The 17,863-nt window shown below is 63.8% G+C and carries 11 protein-coding genes; 4 read left to right on the forward strand and 7 right to left on the reverse strand.

Going from position 1 to position 17,863, the window contains the following annotated elements:
- Window positions 1-188: 188 nt before the first annotated feature.
- Complete coding sequence (locus AAGA68_10140) at window positions 189-911, reverse strand: hypothetical protein (protein ID MEM9385409.1); 723 nt, start codon at window positions 909-911, stop codon at window positions 189-191.
- Window positions 912-1,228: 317 nt separating this feature from the next.
- Between AAGA68_10140 and AAGA68_10145 the strand changes: the two genes are divergently transcribed.
- Window positions 1,229-2,218, forward strand: a complete 990-nt coding sequence (locus AAGA68_10145) for an integron integrase (GenBank protein MEM9385410.1) — start codon at window positions 1,229-1,231, stop codon at window positions 2,216-2,218.
- Window positions 2,219-2,346: 128 nt separating this feature from the next.
- Window positions 2,347-5,502 (forward strand): isoleucine--tRNA ligase, encoded by a 3,156-nt coding sequence (gene ileS, locus AAGA68_10150; GenBank protein ID MEM9385411.1) that lies wholly within the window; start codon window positions 2,347-2,349, stop codon window positions 5,500-5,502.
- A gap of 100 nt (window positions 5,503-5,602) precedes the next feature.
- Here ileS and AAGA68_10155 read toward each other — a convergent pair whose 3' ends face one another.
- Window positions 5,603-6,244 (reverse strand): DUF2799 domain-containing protein, encoded by a 642-nt coding sequence (locus AAGA68_10155; GenBank protein ID MEM9385412.1) that lies wholly within the window; start codon window positions 6,242-6,244, stop codon window positions 5,603-5,605.
- A 376-nt stretch (window positions 6,245-6,620) separates the two neighbouring features.
- Between AAGA68_10155 and AAGA68_10160 the strand changes: the two genes are divergently transcribed.
- Entirely contained in the window at window positions 6,621-7,208 is a 588-nt protein-coding gene (locus AAGA68_10160) for a nuclear transport factor 2 family protein (protein MEM9385413.1), read from the forward strand.
- Window positions 7,209-7,422: 214 nt separating this feature from the next.
- Here AAGA68_10160 and AAGA68_10165 read toward each other — a convergent pair whose 3' ends face one another.
- Both AAGA68_10165 and AAGA68_10170 read right to left on the reverse strand, forming a co-directional pair.
- Window positions 7,423-11,247: a S8 family serine peptidase gene (locus AAGA68_10165; protein ID MEM9385414.1), complete on the reverse strand. Its 3,825-nt coding sequence runs from the start codon at window positions 11,245-11,247 to the stop codon at window positions 7,423-7,425.
- A gap of 162 nt (window positions 11,248-11,409) precedes the next feature.
- Window positions 11,410-12,306 (reverse strand): hypothetical protein, encoded by an 897-nt coding sequence (locus tag AAGA68_10170; GenBank protein MEM9385415.1) that lies wholly within the window; start codon window positions 12,304-12,306, stop codon window positions 11,410-11,412.
- A 207-nt stretch (window positions 12,307-12,513) separates the two neighbouring features.
- Here AAGA68_10170 and AAGA68_10175 point away from each other — a divergent pair, with 207 nt between their 5' ends.
- Window positions 12,514-13,041, forward strand: coding sequence for a hypothetical protein (locus tag AAGA68_10175; GenBank protein MEM9385416.1), 528 nt, complete (start codon window positions 12,514-12,516; stop codon window positions 13,039-13,041).
- On the opposite strand, the gene AAGA68_10180 is transcribed toward AAGA68_10175, so the two are convergent.
- From AAGA68_10180 to AAGA68_10190, 3 genes are all read right to left on the reverse strand, one after another.
- Window positions 13,010-15,631, reverse strand: coding sequence for a protein kinase (locus tag AAGA68_10180; protein ID MEM9385417.1), 2,622 nt, complete (start codon window positions 15,629-15,631; stop codon window positions 13,010-13,012). The genes AAGA68_10175 and AAGA68_10180 overlap by 32 nt on opposite strands.
- A 23-nt stretch (window positions 15,632-15,654) precedes the next feature.
- Window positions 15,655-16,269, reverse strand: coding sequence for an ECF-type sigma factor (locus tag AAGA68_10185; protein MEM9385418.1), 615 nt, complete (start codon window positions 16,267-16,269; stop codon window positions 15,655-15,657).
- Window positions 16,270-16,509: 240 nt separating this feature from the next.
- A complete protein-coding gene (locus tag AAGA68_10190; GenBank protein ID MEM9385419.1) occupies window positions 16,510-17,616 on the reverse strand; it encodes a hypothetical protein in 1,107 nt (368 codons plus the stop codon).
- Window positions 17,617-17,863 lie beyond the last annotated feature (247 nt).

Raw genomic sequence — 17,863 nt, forward strand, 5'->3', positions numbered from 1 at the left:
CTGAAGCCCTAAGGCAACTGGGCAACGCGGTTCATCAACAGGCCGGATGTACGACTGCAGCCGCTTCTCTGTCTACGCCTAGATCCAAAAAGCTCGACTGCCACTTGCGGGAGGAGTCCATGTACGCCGGGTTAGGCTGCAACGCGATGATCTTCAGGCACGTCACCTTCCGGGAACTGCCACCCTTGCTACGCTTCATCTCGGTACTTCCTGGCCGACTCGATCATATCCACGTAGGCCTTATCATTATCTGGGGATAGCGACCATTCCTCCTCCTCGTCCAGCGGCATCCGATATTCGCTAAGGAGCGACTCGAGCGCCTCAATCACCGTCATGGGAGCGTCCGATACAAGCGCGTTCCTACAAGTCCACTTAGGATCCGCACCTCGGGACAGCAGAAACGCAAACATCTCGGTATCAAGGGCACGAAACGCCCCAAGAAGAAAAACACATCCATTTGCCGGACTGATCTCAGCCCCACGGTGCAGCATCCAGTCTACGGCCTTCTGGTTTGCTGTGCGGCAGTGGTTCCGTTGTGTAGGTGAGAAGTTGGGGTGCCTACACCAGCTGTGCCGGTCAACCAATCGGACCAGGGTCGGCATTTCCGAACCCTCGCCTATTATGAGAGCACGCTCCTCAAGAGCACTATCCTCGAATCGCTCGGCCGCTATACACGCAAGATACACCTCTAGCCTAGAGAAAATCGGCTCGCTAACATCAATGCCGATTGGCCCGGATCTACGGGTGTATACCGGTGTCCCCGCAAAGCAAGTGAGCAGCAGATTGTCCACGTAGAGCGTATCCCCAACGTGGTACCAACTCACTCTAGTGCGGATATGCGAGGCCACAGCAAGGGCAATGACTGCCACCACGGCAATACACCCAACCAGAGCCACGTTGCGACCGTTCATTGCAGCCTAACAGCCAATTCTATCGACACCGCGACAATTTCCCACGCGACGTAATCCCAGGCTGGTTTTCCGCAAGTGAGCTACTAACACTCTGACCTGCCGACAGCTTTGACCGACGAGGCCTCGGTTGCAGTCTCCGAAGTTTGGCGCAAGCGCATCAATTTCCCACGCGACCTTTCCACGTTCCTGGGCCACAACCTACCAATCGCAAATCCCTGCGAGGACAGCGAAAATTCCATCAGCATGCGGGTTATATCGCGTGGGAAAATGTCGCAACACGCGACACTCTCCATCCTCGACCCCAATCCCAGGACATCATGCAGGACATCCGCCCAGCCGTACCCCAAAACCCTCCCCGCTTCATGGACCAGCTTCGCCTGACCATTCGCGCCAACGGCCTGAGCTACGAAACCGAGAAGACCTACGTCCACTGGACGCTTCGCTACATCCGCTTCCATTATCGCCGCCACCCGACAGAACTAGGTCCGGCCGAGGTTGAGCAGTTCCTCGGCGACCTTGCCGAGAACCAACAGTGCGCGGTAGCGACCCAGCGCCTAGCGCTCAACGCTATCGTATTCTTATACCACCGCCACCTACGAACCCCTTTGGGACACCTGGACTACCGCCCTGCCAAGCGCCAACGTCGCATGCCCACGGTCTTTACCCACGCCGAGGCCCAGGCAGTCATCGCCGAACTCACAGGCACCGGCAAAGTCATCGGATCCTTGCTCTACGGGTCGGGCCTACGCGTCTCGGAGGCACTACGCCTGCGCATCAAAGACCTGGATTTCGTCTCCCGCCAAATTACCGTCCGCGACGGAAAGGGGGGCAACGAACGGGCAACACTCTTGCCTACCTCGCTAGACGAGGTGCTGGAAGAGCAGATCCGAGAGGTCGAAGAGCTCCACGCCTACGATCTAAACCGCGGCTACGGCGAGGTCTGGATGCCGGATGCGCTTGCGCGGAAGTACCCGCGGGCGGCGAAGAGCACGCCGTGGCAGTTCCTGTTCCCTGCTACTCAGCTAGCGCCGGACCCTCGCAGCGGCGTTGTCAGACGCCACCACGTCCACCGGTCGGCGGTCCAGCGCGCGGTCGCCAACGCCATCCGGGCGTCCGGATTTCGCCGCCGCGCGAGCTGCCACACGTTTCGCCATTCCTTCGCCACCCGCCTGGTGGAGACGGGCTACGACATCAAACTCGTCCAATCCCTCCTTGGTCACCGGGACATCCGGACCACCGAAATCTACCTTCACGTGGTCCGCAATCGCGCGGGAGCCATCGAGAGTCCGGTAGATCGCGCGCCTTAGCCGCACTTGCATCGCTTCACCAATGGCCCCAGGTCCCTCCAAACCCGTGACCTTGGAGCCCCCACCGCTCCACCAGTACCATAGGCGGCTGCCCTTCCCAACACCCTGACCCCAAAGGCCCGCAGCGCATGGCGCCATCCGATAACCAATCCGACGAGCAACCCCAAGACTCCGCCACCTTCTCCTTCGTCGAGATGGAGCACGCCATCCTGGCCTTCTGGGAGCGCACCGGCGCCTTCGAGCGCAGCCTCGAGCGGACCCGCGACGCGAAGCCGTACATCTTCTACGACGGCCCCCCGTTTGCCACCGGCCTGCCCCACCACGGCCACCTGGTGGCAAGCACCCTGAAGGACATCGTCCCGCGCTACTGGACGATGCAGGGTCGTTACGTCCAGCGCCGCTTCGGCTGGGACTGCCACGGCCTGCCCATCGAGCACGAGATCGACAAGCAGCTGGGCATGTCGGCCCACGAGGCGGTGGCGAAGCTGGGGATTGCGGGCTACAACGATGAGTGCCGGGCGATCGTTCAGCGCTACGTGAAGGAGTGGCGCCACACGATCACCCGCCTGGGGCGCTGGATCGACTTCGACAACGACTACAAGACCATGGACCCCTGGTTCATGGAATCGGTGTGGTGGGCCTTTAAGCAGCTCTGGGACAAGGGCCTGATCTATCAGGGCGTGAAAGTCATGCCGGTGTCCACGGCGCTGGGCACGCCGCTGTCGAACTTCGAGGCCACCTCGAACTACCACGACGTGCAGGACCCAGCGGTCACGGTGCTGATGCCCCTGCGCGACGAGCGGGCGAGCCTGGCCATCTGGACCACCACGCCCTGGACCCTGCCGTCCAACCTGGCGGTCTGCGTGGGCGCGGATATCGAGTACGTGCTGGCGGAGGACAAGCAGACCCAGCAGCGCCTGTACCTGGCATCGGCGCGCCTTGAGGCCTACGGGGGCGAGGAGCGTCTAACGGTCCTTGAGCGCCTAAGCGGCGACGCTCTCGTCGGCAAGGCCTACGACCCGGTCTTCCCCTACTTCGCGGACCAGCGCGAGCAGGGTGCCTTCGTGGTGGTGAGCGATGACTACGTGACCACCGACAGCGGCACGGGGCTGGTGCACCAGGCGCCGGCCTTCGGTGAGGACGACTACCGCGTGCTGCGCGCCCACGACATCTCGGCCTTCGCGGCGCCGGTCACGGTAAACGGCGAGTTCACGGCCCAGGTGCCGGACTACCAGGGTCAGCACGTGAAGGAAGCGGACAAGGGGATTATCCGCCGCCTGAAGGACACGGGCGCGCTCTACAAGCAGGACGTCATCGACCACAGCTATCCCTTCTGCCCGCGCTCGGACACGCCGCTCATCTACCTAGCGGTGCCGTCCTGGTTCGTGAGTGTCACCAGCATTCAGGAGAAGCTGGTCGACGCCAACGAGCAAATCCGCTGGGTGCCGGATCACATCAAGCACGGCCGCTTCGGCAAGTGGCTTGAGGGCGCCATCGACTGGGCGATTTCGCGCAACCGTGTGTGGGGCACGCCCCTGCCCATCTGGATCAACGATGAGACGGGCAGCATGAAGTGCTTCGGCTCCATCGCGGAGCTGGCCGAGGCGACGGGCGTCACGGTCACAGATCTGCACCGCGAACACGTCGATCCGTTGACCTTCACGGTCGACGGCGAGGCGGGCACCTACGCGCGCATCAGCGAGGTGCTGGACTGCTGGTTCGAGTCGGGCTCGATGCCCTACGCGCAGCTGCATTACCCGTTCGAGAACGAGGAGCTCTTCCAGGAGGGCTTCCCGGCGGAATTTATCGCCGAGGGCCTGGACCAGACCCGCGGTTGGTTCTACACGCTCACGGTGTTGGCGGCGGCGATCTTCGATCAGCCGGCGTTCCAGAACGTGATCGTCAACGGCATGGTGATGGCGCAGGACGGCAAGAAGATGTCCAAGCGACTGCGCAACTACACGCCGCCCGACGACCTAATGGAAAAGTACGGTGCGGACGCCCTGCGCCTGTACCTGATCAACTCGGGGCTGGTGCGCGGCGAGGAGCAGCGCTTTGCGGACAGCGGCGTGCGCGACATGACCCGTCGCGCGTTGCTGCCCTGGTACAACGCCTTCTCCTTCCTCAAGACCTACGCGGAGATCGACGGCTGGTCGCCGGGCACCACCCACGCGGGGAGCGACAACGTCCTGGACGCCTGGCTCATCTCCCGCCTGCAGACCTTGAAGACTCGCATCGCCGAGGAGATGGAGGCCTACCGCCTCTACAACGTCGTGCCGCAGCTTTTCAACTTCATCGAAGATCTGACCAACTGGTACATACGCTTAAACCGCTCGCGCTACTGGGGCGAGGAGAACACGGCGGACAAGCAGGCGGCCTACGCGACGCTGTACACGGCCCTGATGGAACTATCCAAGGTAATGGCACCCTTCACGCCGTTCCTCTCGGAGCACCTGTACCGCCAGCTGGCGGGTCTTGCAGGCGCTGGCGCGGCGCCATCGCCGGAGTCGGTGCACCTATGCGACTACCCGAAGGCGGACGAGTCGCTCATTCGTTCGGACCTGGAGACGGCCGTCGACCGAATGCAGCAGGTGATTCTGTTAGGTCGTCAGAAGCGCGAGGAGATGAAGATCGGCCTGCGCACGCCCCTAGTGAGCCTGACCGTCGTCAGTCGCGACACGCACCTGCTGGACGACATGCGCGCGCTCGAGTCCTACCTGCGCGAGGAGCTGAACGTGCGCGAGGTAGGCTACGACAGCGATGAGTCGGCCTATATCGAGCTGGTGGCGAAGCCCAACTTCAAGCTGCTGGGTAAGCGCTTGGGTAAGCGCATGAAGACCTTCCAGCAAGCGATCCGATCCTTGAGCCACGAGCAGATCAGCAAGTTGCAGTCTGCGGGGGAAATCACCCTCGAAGATGAGACCTTTACAACGGAGGAGATCGAGGTTTTGCAGCAGGCGAAGCCGGGCACGAACACGGTGTCCAACGCGCGTATCGCCGTGGACCTCGACTGCAAGCTCACGCCGGAGCTGATCCGCGGCGGCTACGCCCGTGAGATCGTCAATCGCATCCAGCGTTCGCGCAAGGAGATGGGCCTGGAGGTGAGCGATCGCATCGAGGTGGTGTACGCGGCCGAGGGCGATTTAGCGACGGCAGCGATGGAGCATGCGCAGTACATCGCGGGCGAAGTGCTGGCGACGTCCTTCGCCAAAGGACAGCCGGATCAGCTGAGCGCGCAGATCGATGGGATGGACCTGCGCTTCTCGATCACGCGCGTCAGCTGAGCGGCCTCGCTGCCGCAACAGCAGAACACCTGCGGCCTCGGCGGGGAGAGGATGCAGCTAAGTGGGGGCGGCGGGCAGCAACTTGCGTCGCCGTCTCACCCTACCACCGCGCTGTAGCACGCTCGTAGGCCAGCCGCTCCTCGCGCCGATCGAGTTCGATTAGCAACTCGGTGATCTCGCTCTCCAGCGCCCCCTGCTCCTCCGCCAGCGCCTTCACCTGCGCGAGCAATTCGGCGCGGCGATCGGCCGTCACGCCGTCCCGAATCAGCTCGGCCTCCGCCTCCTGCACATCTTCCTTCACCGAGGCCAAGCGCGACTCCCTACGCTGCAACTGCTGTTCCGCCTCACGCACGGCCGACGCGACCTCCCAGATCTGCCTCCCGGCGTTCCAGCCCATCAGGAAGTCCGCCTCCAGATCAGCCGGACAAGCGCCCCGGTAGGCATTTCCGGACTGGCCCTGATCGAAGCCGTTAGCTGGACGGCAGAACTGGCGTAAACCCGCTTCTCGGCCATCCTGGTACGCGGCCAGGTCCGGCGATACCCCATGCCGGGCGCACACCTCGCGGTGCTTCGATATGCGGGACGCATCGAGCCCCCGGGCGCCGTCCTCGAAGCCAATCGTGCGCCAATCCGCGAGCTGGCACTGCTCTTCGTCCATGTGCGCACAACCGGCGAGCAGCCCTGCCAGCACGGCGAGGGTACCGAGCCGACGCGTGGGGGAAACGGGGTGAGAAAGAAGCATGGAGGCACCTGAGAGCGACGGTAGTATGAGAGCGACTGTCCCGGGTGCGACGCTGATCGCCCCGACTGCCGAACCCTACCTGCTCCACCGAGCGGCCTGCGTGCACTGACACACGTTTGCGTTATTGCAGCGCCCGACGGCGGGACATAATGCCCGTAGAAGGCTGCGGCACAGCTCAGCCTGATCATCGATGGCTTGCCCTCGACTAGCGCGCAGATCGCCCTGGCAGTGGAGCTGATGATCGCCTTCGCCTGCACGTTGCGTTCCTAGTCCCACGCCCTCGTGCGCGGGACTGAGCAGGGGAAGACCCGGCGAGCCAAGCGCGGTATCAAGCTACACTCCCTTCACCCACCACGGCTCAAAAGGAGTGCTGCTGATGCGCGCGCTAATCGTACTGATCATCACCACGGCAGCGGCGGCCTACGCCCAAGCCCCAACGGGGAACGCGGACGACGCCTCGATCACGCAAGCCAACAAGGCCCTGGCACGTGGCTTCTACGACGACCTGTGGTTCAACGACCGCACGGACCGCTACGAGCAGTACCTGGCGCCTAACTACGTGGCCCACGACATCGGCGATCGCAAGGGCGTGACCGAGCCCGCCGCGGAGCAGAAGCTGATCGCCGATCAGTTCTGGGACAACGGCGACATGTCCGCATCTTCCCTCGACTACCAGATCGCCGAGGGCGACCTGGTCGCCACCCGCTGGACCTGGCGCTACGAGCCCGAGACCCTCTTCGGCAAGCTCCTGTTCGGCAGCACGGACATTCCCATCATCAATGTGTTCCGCGTTGAGGACGGGAAAATCGTCGAGCTGTGGAATCACCGCCACGATATCGATACGGGCATGACCAAGATTTTCATGGCCAAGGGTCTGGGCGTCGGGTTACTGATCGCGCTGATTCCCACGCTTTACGCCTTCCGCCTGCGAGGCAAGTTGCGCGCGGCGCTGGCCGCCCACTGAAAGCCCAGGACTGCTAAAGCTGATCCCGGGCATGGAGTCCGTCGTTTAAAGCAGGATTGAGCGAAACAGGCGAACCCTCGAGCTGAACTCCCGACAAGACTCAACCTTGCGTTGGCAATTGGGTCTCCCTCCACTGCCCTCGATAGCCGCTGCCGGGCGGATGGCCGCACGTCGCGGCCATCCATAGTTAGGGAGAAAGCGCCCGGGCGCGCTGTTAGTCCTCAAGCGCGTCGACGAGTTGGCGCAGCATCGCCACTGACTCAAGCGACGGGGCCGCACGCAGGAACGGCGACGATGAGGCGACCGGCGTCTGCCGTGGATCGCAGAGCACCTCCAGGCATCGCTGCAGCTGCTTCGGCTCGAGGCCGCAGCGCTCCAACCACGCCTTCGCCTTCGGCGACGACTCCACTTGCTTGAGCAAGCACTCCAGGAAGCGGCACCAACGCTCGGTGGCGCCATCGGGTTCGTCGCGGCCCGTGGGCGGCGGGTGGTTGCCCCCGTGCCAGGCGGCGCCGGTCACGATCTGCTCCCGCGTGAAGGGCCGCTGGCGCAGCGTGTTGCCCTTGGCCCGCAGGAGGAAGCGATAGACGCCGTTCGCCGTCGCCGTGGTGCTGGTGCGAAACACGCCGGGCTCCTCCTCCACCAGGGGCAGGCTCACCTGCGTACCGTCGGGTCGGGTGATTTCGGCGTGCACGCTCGCCCGTTGCTCCACGGGTAGACCGTACTCGGTCAGCACCGCTTGCACGCTCATCTCGGCACCCGCCTCGTAGCCCGTCTGCGCCAAACTCGCGCGCATGCGCAGGTTGCTGTAGCTGTGCACGTTTAGGCTATAGCGGATCCCATGCTGCAGGGTTTGCTCGTAGAGGGCGAAGTTCTCCTTCTCGAGCCGACTGAGGTAGCGCTTGTAGGCGCGATCGTCAATCTCCAGCACCGCGCGCCATTGCCCCGCCGCCGCGCCGGCGCCGAGCGGTACCGGTAGGCTCATGCGGTAGTAGCTCGTGTTCTGGCCGGAGATGTACTCGGTGCCTGGCAGGGCGCTGGCGACGCTCGGGGTCAGCAGCTCGCCGTCGGGCGTGAGCAGGGAGAAGCAGATCACCTCCGGCGCGGGCGTGAGCAGTATCACGTCGCTGGTGATATCGGTCTCCGTGAGGTTGAAGGGGATGCAGTGTTGCTGGCGCGCGCCGAGGAATCCCTGGGGGTCGAGCACGATGTCCTCGTTGGTGACGCCGGCGAGGATCTGCAGGTAGTACTTGGCCAACAGGAAGTAGTCGTCGCCGGCGAGATCGCCGGTCAACAGCAGGTAGCCGCCGGTGCCGTTGGTCAAGGCGGTCAGCGCCGTCGGCTGGATGACATCGGCGGTGCCGAGGCCGATCGCGTACACGCGGTCGTCGATCATGTGATCGACGTCGGCGATGTAGTCGGCGGCGGTCTCGTGACCGTCGGTGAACACGATCATCGCGCGCACGTCGTAGCTCGTCTGCGGGGCGAGCGCGCCCTGCGCCTGCTGCACGCCGTCGCCGATGGCGGTGGCGCCAGCCGGGTTAGGCGTATGGCCCTCTACGGCGATCTTGGCGGCGGCGCGACCGGCACCGAACACGGGCACGCCGGCGACAGTGACGGGCATGACGTCGTAAGCGTCGTGGTCGAAGCTAACGATGCCGATCGCATTGTCCTCTTGAATCACCTCGAGCAGCGGTGGCACCGAGGCCTTGAGCACGTCCACGCGCTTCGGTAGATCCGAGAGGCCCGACGCCCAGCCCATGCTCTGGGACTGGTCCAGCACGAGCTCGACGGCCACCGTGGGGCGCGTCACCGTATTGGCGCTGATCGGGATGGTCCATTGCTGGCCGGTCTCGACCCATTCGATGGTAACGCTGCCGTTCGCCGTGTCGCCGTCGTTGGTGGCCGTGTAGGCGAGCCAGAGCTTCGCGGGCCGTGGCCCGAGGTCCGCCGAGAAACCCAGCGTCTCGGTGATGCCGAGGGGCGTCGAGAACGGACCGCTTGGCCCGGCGACGATCGTCAAGGTGACCGGCTCGCAGGACTGCACGGTGAAGTCAGCGGCACGCACCGTCGTCTCCCCTTCAGGCACGTCGTTGAAGTTGATGCTCAGCGAATCCAGGGTCACGGTGGGGTCGACGCCGCACACGGCACTGGCCGCATTGATGCGGCCGAAGCCGTACCACTGGCTGAAGCCGCCGATCCACTGCCCGACGGGGTCGGTGTTGGCCGCATCGATCTGCACGGCCGTGTTGCGCAGGCGGTCGCGCACGGCGGCACGCGACAGGGAGTCGTCGTTCGAGAGCATCAGCCCGGCCACGGCGGCCACCGTGGGCGCGGCGGCCGAGGTGCCGCCAAAGCTCTGTTCGCCACCGGACGCATCGAGCGAAGGCGCGCCGGCGCCCTGGGCACACACGTCGATCTCAGGTCCAAAGTTCGAGGTGCCCGCCTTGCGCTCGACACCGGTACCGTCTGGCTGCAGCGAGTTGGCCACGGCGATCGTGTCGGGGTGCGCGGCCCAGGTACGAAAGCCCGTGATCAACGTGTTGTCGTTCCCGGCGGAGTAGACCACGACCGTGCCGAGGCCGCCTCGACCGTTGTTGGCGAGGTCCTGGAAGGTGTCGTCCATGATGCCGGAGAGGGCCAGCCCGTTGCTGCCGTGGGAGCAGCTGATGATGTCTGCGCCGTTCGGGAGTGGCTCCGCTGGCCAGCCGCTGCTGCTGTTGCCGGTGCTAAAGCCGGCGGCCCACAGCAGCACATCGGGGTAGTTGGCGTCGGTGAGGCTGGGGCGTTCCATCACGATCTGATGGGTATTCGAGGCGATGCCTGCGACGCCCGTGTTGTTGTCCGTGCGGGCGGCGATGATCCCATAAACGCCCATGCCGTGATCGGTGTCCGGCGTATAGCCGGCCACCGTGCACTCGCGCAAGCCTGAGAAATCGTAGCAACGCGCCACCTGGTTGGTGCCATCGGTCAGGTTGCCGCCGATGTCAGGATGATCCGTGTCGAGGCCGCGATCGAGGGAGGCAATGTAGATCTGAGGTCGGCCGAGCGTATGGTCGGGATCCGCACTGTTGAGGATCTGCCAGGCGATGTCGACGTTTTGCAACGTCAGGTTGGCCTGGGTGGCGTAGGTGGGATCGTCCGGTGCGTCCTGCGGGAAGGCATCGTCGGTGATCTCCGCCATGATGTCGGGCTCACCGTAGACCAGCAGGTCATCCTGGTACCATTGCTCGATGATCGCCAAATGCTGCCGATAGTCCCCTGGAGGAAGCTCGATCAACCAACCGTTGCGGGCCTGGCGGAAGCCGCGCAGGATCGTGCCACCGGCCTCAGCGACCAGCTTGTCGACCTGCGCTCGCTCCACCCCCTCGCGGAAGCGCACGACGAAGCGATTGTCGATCACCTTGCAGCTGCCTGGCGTAAGATCGGTGGGGACGCCGATCCGTGCCTGATCTCCGGTTATCTTGCGAATGGCGTGATGAAGTTCGGCGCGCGCGGCGTCCGTGTCATCATCGGTGCAGCGGAAGGTCCAAACGGCGCCTTGCGCCTGGATGAACGCAGGTTGATCCTCCTCCCCGCTCTGCCCGTCCAGAGGCGCGGGATCGAGGGGAAGCGTCTTGAGGATCTTGGAGCAGATCCTATCCGCCTTCTTGGCGTCCGGCTGGCCCGCGGGGAAACAGACAGCGAGTAGATCGCCCGGCGGCTCAAACGGCACGGTGTTTTGGCCGAGGCGGTAGAACGGCCAGTCCGGATCGCCCACATACGCCGAGGCGGTGGCCCCCGCCGCCCCGACCTCTAGTGAACGTGCGGGCGAGAGCCCCGCTGCGCACGCGACGTGTAGGGTGTAGGTGCCTTCGGGCGCGTGTACTTCGTAGGCGGCGCTGGCGCCCACTTGGTCGAGCGCATAGGTACGATCGTGTGCGCGTAGCTCGACCTTAGCGGCGGCGACGAGCGGCCTGCCGTGAACATCGTGGACGGTAACGCGCACCGGAACGGCGCCGGGGACCTCATTCGGGTCAGTCTGTTTTTTCTTGCTCATTGTGTTGTCTCCTGTGGTGCTTATCCCGCCCATTCTTTTTCTTTGGCCTCTGTCAGCACAGCGATGGTCGAGTACTTGCTCCTTCACCGATCGCCGGGAGGCGCTCGCAAGATCGTGCGACGGTGTTAGCGAGCGCTGCCCTGAGGGCGCTCCCTACAGGCCTCAGGACTCCCTAGCGCCGTCGATGCCGCAGTCTCGCAAGGCGTCTTTAAGTTGCGTAATCAACGACTTAAAGCGCCGCTCAGCGACCCGTCGACCGCAGCCCAGGCGCTCGCCGATCACCCGAAAGGAAGACCCCTCCTGCACGCGCAGGGTGAGCAGATGCCGCTGGCTCTCGTCGAGGTGGACACGCGCGCATAGCGCGTCGAGCGCACGCTTGTATGCACGGGTGGACAGGGTGTCGTCGTCGCTGGACGGGTGATGGTGCCGGTTCGCGCTGCTGGCCAAGCGGCCGAGCGTCGACAACAGCAGCTCCCGCTCGTCTTCCAGCAAGCCTTTGTGCTGAACAGCAAGCTCTAGGGGAACGCCGAGCAGTACCTCCCCACAAGGCGGGCCAGCGCCCGCCCCGGCTGTCTTAAGTTCGCGAAGGATCGCGACCACCTCTGCCTGGATGACCTCATCGCCGCGGCTTACACGCTTGATGATCGCCTCGTCTGGCTCGTGCTGGACACGCGCGCTGAACACGCGAACCCACAGGGCGCCGCGCCGCTGCACCCAGGCCGGGGGACGGCGCCGCCCCATCTTTGCTCTGGCGTAGTTCTCTAGTAGCCTATAAAAACAGGTGGCCAAAAAAGCCTCGGGCGCGCCAACCTGCCGATAGCTGCTGCGCAAGATGGCCCAGCCATCTTCGCTGAGCGCACACAGCGCGTAGTCGAACGCGGCAGCACCGTCCGGACTCCACCGAAAGCGCCGCTCCGCGCGCGCATCGAGTTGCTCGTAAAGCGAAAAGAAAACGCGGCCCCAATCGACCGAGTCACCCGGTTCAGCGTCGACAATCGGCGCGGCGATAGGCGGAGAAATAGGCGGATTGTTAACGGCTTGCGACGTACTTGCGGACACGGTCGTCACCTCCCTTAGGCGAGGACGACATACGGCCCTCACAAGGGAGAGCCCGCCCCCGTCCTATCAATCCGAATCCGGTAGCGAAAGCGGGATCGGAGGGAAAATCCCGCTTTTGGCGGCGACTTCGGATTTTCTGTAGAGGAGGACGTCGATCGGAGAATGAGGCGTCTACGGTCAGTCACACTTGACTTCAGGGAAATGAAAATGAGCAGTGTTTTTGATCACCGCGATGCAACGATCTACTGCCACGTAACCCACGTGGTGAAGAACGACTATGGAGAGATCGTTGAACTAGCCAACCCAGAGGCAGAGCCGTGCTGGAGTGTTCCCTTGAACATGGTGCGGGAACAGCTGACTGGGGGGTTCGCGCGCTACTTTACGCGGGAGACTGTAGGCAGCACGGAAAAGGTGTTCGAGATCAGCCAAACCGCCACGGGCGTGGAACTTGATCCAGACGCACCTACGCCGCTGCATGAGCTACCCGTGCTCACTGAGCCGTGCGAGGAAGATACGGCGACCCTGATAGGAGCCGTGCAACAGGTCGCTCGTTTGCTTTACGCCTTGCCGGCGGACCTGCCCGCTGTGAGAGAGCTGCAGATCGCTTACGGGGACGTCACGCGAGCGACGGCAAGAACGGCAGCAATCCTACGGCTGGTGACGGACGGGGTTGGGAACAGCCGCGGCCACACCTCAGACCCTCCTAAGGAGAGGGAACTGGGCATCTCGCCATAGCGCTGCGTACACGCTCGATCTGCTCGAAGATGGGATGATCTTCTGGCCAATGCACTCGCAGCATCCGTTCGGCCTGATGAAGGTGCATCACGCCTTCATCGGGCCGACCACCCTGAATGAGAGCGGTAGCGTAGCTCACGCGCGCCTGGTTGGCTGTGGTATTGGTATCGCCATAGCGTTTGCTCATGGACGAATACGCGCGTTCGGCAAGTACGAGGGCGCGTGGGGGATCCGTGCACCGCTCGTTCAGATACTCGGCATAGTGTAGGCGGGCGTGGTTTTGTAGGAAGTCTGCCTGTCCCTTCTCAAGCGCTAAAGCCTGCTCGAACTTCGCACTCGCTCGCTGGTCATCAGCCGCTCCCATGGCGCGGGCGAGGCGGGCTTGCATGAAAGCCTGAGTCTCCACAGCAAACCGCCTACTCACAGCAAGACCTTCAGCTCGAGTCATCAGATCGACCGCTTGCTCCGCGCGATCGGTCGCCTCTAGGACAGACGCTAGGTAGGTAAGCGTCCAGGCGATCTCAAGGTGCTCCTCGCGGCCGATGGTACGCTCGAAGGTGGCGAGTGCATGACGATAGTGACGCTCGGCCAACGCGTAATCGAACATGCGAGCCGCCACCTCTCCGATATTTCGCGATAGGTAAGCGTGGTCGACATGGGTCTCGGGCAAAATCGCCTGCAGGATAGCCTGCGCTTGCCCGAACAGATCCAGCGCCTCCGTGAAGCGCCTGCGCTCGGCAAGAACGCCACCAAGGGAGATGAGCGCGTTGGCGTATTCGGAGTGTTGATCCCCGTACACTCGCTGCGCGCAAGCGACCGTGGCGCGGCCCCACCGCTCGGCTTCCTCGAGCTCGCTAGCAATGCGTTCGATACCCGCCAAGCCCGCTTGTGCCCGACAACTTGCGGGCGAAGCATCGTCCAACCCCCGTAGGGCCTTTGAGAACTCTTGACGGCCGCGCTTGGTATCACGTCGTAGATACGCGACATTGCCGAGCACGTTGTGGGCCTGTGCGAGTAACACTAAGTCACTTCGCGAGCGATCGCTGGCGAGGGCGGCACCTATACGAGCCTCGGCGTCGTCCAAGCGATCGAGCTCGACCATGCAGCGCGCCGCGTTGACGCGGGCACCAAAGCTCTCCACACGGCCTGAGAGGTTGATGCAGGCTTCGAACAGGCCGAGGGAACGTGCCGCGCGCCCCAAGGCGTTGATGACCTCATCGGCCACCGCCAACGAGGGCCACTGACGGGTGGTCAGCTCCTGCTCCGCGCCGCTCAGGAGGGCGGCTGCGTCCACCACCACTCGCCCATCGGCGAGCGTGGAGACCGCGGCGTTGGGATCGCTCGCCTCGAACATTCCGCTGATCAGCTGCAACGTGGTGTCGCGAACGAGCTCGGCGCGCTGCGTCTCACGAGACTGCTGCATCACCGAGACCGCAGCACCTAAACCTACGGCAGCTACTACAGCGGCGCTCACCACGGGCGCACGGTGGCGAGCCACCCACTTTCTAACCCGGTAGGCCGTGTTGCCCTGTCGCGCCGATACGGACCGTCCCATGAGGTACTGATCCAGGTTGGCTAGGAACTGCGCCATGCTTCGAAAGCGGGTCTCCGGCACGGGCCGCAGCGCCGTCAATAGGATCGCGTCCAGGTCCCCCCGCAACGCGCGCGACCGTTCGCGCACGTCAAAGCTGGCCGAAGCCGATGACAGAGCCTTGGCGCTCGGCGCGGTTAGCCCACGCTGGACGTTCGCCAGCACCGTTGCGGCGCTTGGTTGCTCACCGTACGGCGCGGCGCCCGTGAGCAACTCGTAGAGCACCAGGGCAAGCTGGTACACGTCCGTCTCAACCCGCGACTGCGCCGAATCGAGCTGCTCCGGCGCCGCGTACGCGAGCGTGCAATACTGGCCGTAGCGCAGGCTGAGGGCCTCGTCGCCATCGACCGGTTGATGCAATGACTTGGCGATGCCGAAGTCCATCAGCTTCGCCTGGCCATCCTCGGTGATCAGCACGTTGCTGGGCTTGAGATCGCGATGGAGGACCGCGCGACTGTGCGCGTAGGCCACCGCTTCACCAACATCGCGAATCAAGCTCACGATGCCTGGCACGTCGAGTCGACGCTCTTGCACGTAACGGTCGATGGGCAGGCCCTGCACGTACTCCATCACGTAGTAGGGCTGGCCATCCGCGCCGACACCACCGTCCAGGAACCGACACAGGTGCGGATGACTAAAGTCCGCGATTAGCTGGCGTTCACGTTCAAAGAGAGCCGTCAGCGCCTCATCGAAGGCGACGCGCGGCCGCTTGATCACCACCTGTTGCTCGAATTGGCCGTCGCCGCGCTCGGCGAGAAACACGTCGGCCATGCCGCCTTGATCCAGCCGTTCGAGCAACCGGTAAGGCCCCAGCATGGCCGGGGCATCCGTCACCTGCTCGAGCTGGACAATCCCCACGACGCAGTCGTCGAACAGCTTGCGCACCTCGTCAGCAAGATCCTGTGACCGCAGTGCGGCAAGCTTCTCCTCGGTGGGATCCTCGCGATACTCATCCAGGAGGGAGCAGACCTGTTTCCAGGTGATCGGGGAGATATCCATGAACCCGTCCTTTGCAAGGCCTCCTAGGCAGACCCTGTCCTCTGCGAGGCATCGCCCCCCCGCTGCTGACATAGGGTGCGAATCAACAGCATGGCGTTGCTGAAGTCTGCCCGCGCCGTACTCTCATCGATGCCGAGATCCTGTCCAATCTGCTTCCAGGTGCGGTCGAACCATAGGCGCTGGATGGCCACGGCATGCTGGCGCTCATCCAGGGCCTCTAGCCGTTGCCAGCACTGGGCGTGCAACACCAGCTCGTCCGTGCTGGGTGCGCTGGCGCCGTGGAGCTCTTCGCAGAACTCCTGCTGGTGCGCCGGGCCGCCCGAGGAGCGCAAGCTCTTCATCCGCTCGTACTCGCGCTTGAGCACCTTGTCGATCGCCCAGGAACACAGGGCGAGCAGATGGTTGGTGTTGTTCGGCCGCTTGCCGTACTGCTGCAGCTTAATAAACGCTTCGTGGAACAGCGCGGTGGTATCGAGATCTCTCGGCCGCAGATTTCGTTGGAGCGCGGCGTGGGCACGAGCGCGTACGATCGGCTGCAGCACTCGCCACAGGCGCTCCGTCGCCACCCGGTCCTCGGGCGACCACGTGGCGAGCACGCTTGCGACCTCGCCGATGATGGGATCTTCCGGATCAGACATGGACCGCTCCAGCACAGGGGAGACTGTTACGATCCTAGCGACGGTTGCGGCCAACAGCGAACCTGCTAGGCACCTCGTCAGTAAGTGCGACGAGGCGCCTAAATTTCGCATGCTGGCGTCGGGGGTGTCTGCACCGGACCCGGTGCCGTTGTTCGCGTCGACGTACTCTCCTGCGCGTTGCAGCGATCAAGCAGCGCAGACCCTCCGCAGCCAACTCTGCTGCGGAGAGCCCACTAGCGCTCAAAAGGTGTTGATGACCAAGTTGGACGTATCGCAGTCCGACAGATCGAGCGCTTGCAACAGGAGGGTCTGGTCCGATGCCGCTTCGGGAACGTTGCGCGTGATGGTGACAACGCCGTCGAGATTCGCATCGCCGCCCAATCCCAACAGGCGCGCGTTGTCCATCAGCAAGTTCGTACTGCACGCACCAACCACCACGGCGGACTCCCCTTCGCTGGTACCGAAGTAGAGCGCCACCTGGCTGCCCAAGCTGCCGTCGATCGTGGTGAAGTCATTGGCTTGGCCCGCCTCCCCGGGATTCGGTGGCAGCAGGGTGAAGCCCTCAGCCGTATCCCGAATATCGGCGGAGATCCGAAAATCCAGGCCATCGAAGCTCACGGTGACGCCCTTGGTGAACCCAGACACCAAGATGGCATCGCGGTTCTTCATGGTCACCAGGCCATCGAATAGCTTGCGCGTGGTTGCACCGTCATCCGTGCTCACGGTCAGGTCTCCCGCGGGGCGAATGGGCGCACCCGGCTCCCGCGTGGCGGGGAAGTCGATCACGCCGACCGTGGTGAAGTTCGGCGCCGCAGACTGGAAGCGGGCGTTGAACTGGTAGCTCACCACGCCCTCCTCGAACTGAAAGTCCGTGATGCCCAGGTGTACATCGCCGTTGTCGAAGCGAGCCACGAAAACCTCATCGATCCCCTCAGGCGAGTCGTTTGGGGTGGGGTTGACGCAGAACTGCGCGCACGGGTCCAGCTCGAGTGGATCCTGGCAGATGATGGCGCAGAAGATCGGTGGAATGTAGTCGAGCGGCGGCTGGATGATCCGCTGCACAAACTCCAAGGGGACGGATGCGCCCGGGAAGATCTGCTCCGGATCCGGCAGCGTACCGGTGACGATGATGTCAGTGCCCGTATCGGGATCGCCGACATCGTCGATTCGTATCGGCACCCTAAACGGTGCCGACTGCAAGAACTCTCCGTTGAGGGTTCCGCTGATGCGAAAGGTGAGGTCCCGCTCTTGAGCCAACGCCTGCGATGCTCCCAACGCCACTCCCAGCAGCAGGGCGAGGCCAGCGCCGATCGAGCGCAGGCGCGGCAACTGATGATTGAGGTCCATAGCTGTCTCCTTGTGTTCTTCTGGTTGAACGCCAAGGTCGAGACAAGCCCCCTCGCTTAGCGCCCATCCTCTAGGAGGGACGGGCACGGCGGATTGGACATCATCGATCAGCCTCGTGTGTCCCCTTTGACACAAGATCATCGGTGACGACGCCACTCTTGGTTGAAGGACCGCACGCGATGTCGGGTCCAAGCTGCGCCGCGGCTGAGCACCCGGCGGGCTCCACGGCTTGCCAGTAGCTCCCGCC

Source organism: Pseudomonadota bacterium, assembly GCA_039193195.1.
Taxonomy (GTDB): Bacteria; Pseudomonadota; Gammaproteobacteria; order Steroidobacterales; family JBCBZW01; genus JBCBZW01.

Coding starts and splice junctions, on each gene's coding strand:
- AAGA68_10140 (MEM9385409.1), bottom strand. CDS start 911: ATGAACGGTCGCAACGTGGCTCTGGTTGGGTGTATTGCCGTGGTGGCA.
- AAGA68_10155 (MEM9385412.1), bottom strand. CDS start 6,244: ATGCTTCTTTCTCACCCCGTTTCCCCCACGCGTCGGCTCGGTACCCTC.
- AAGA68_10185 (MEM9385418.1), bottom strand. CDS start 16,269: ATGTCTGATCCGGAAGATCCCATCATCGGCGAGGTCGCAAGCGTGCTC.
- AAGA68_10165 (MEM9385414.1), bottom strand. CDS start 11,247: ATGAGCAAGAAAAAACAGACTGACCCGAATGAGGTCCCCGGCGCCGTT.
- AAGA68_10160 (MEM9385413.1), top strand. CDS start 6,621: ATGCGCGCGCTAATCGTACTGATCATCACCACGGCAGCGGCGGCCTAC.
- AAGA68_10145 (MEM9385410.1), top strand. CDS start 1,229: ATGCAGGACATCCGCCCAGCCGTACCCCAAAACCCTCCCCGCTTCATG.
- AAGA68_10175 (MEM9385416.1), top strand. CDS start 12,514: ATGAGCAGTGTTTTTGATCACCGCGATGCAACGATCTACTGCCACGTA.
- ileS (MEM9385411.1), top strand. CDS start 2,347: ATGGCGCCATCCGATAACCAATCCGACGAGCAACCCCAAGACTCCGCC.
- AAGA68_10180 (MEM9385417.1), bottom strand. CDS start 15,631: ATGGATATCTCCCCGATCACCTGGAAACAGGTCTGCTCCCTCCTGGAT.
- AAGA68_10190 (MEM9385419.1), bottom strand. CDS start 17,616: ATGGACCTCAATCATCAGTTGCCGCGCCTGCGCTCGATCGGCGCTGGC.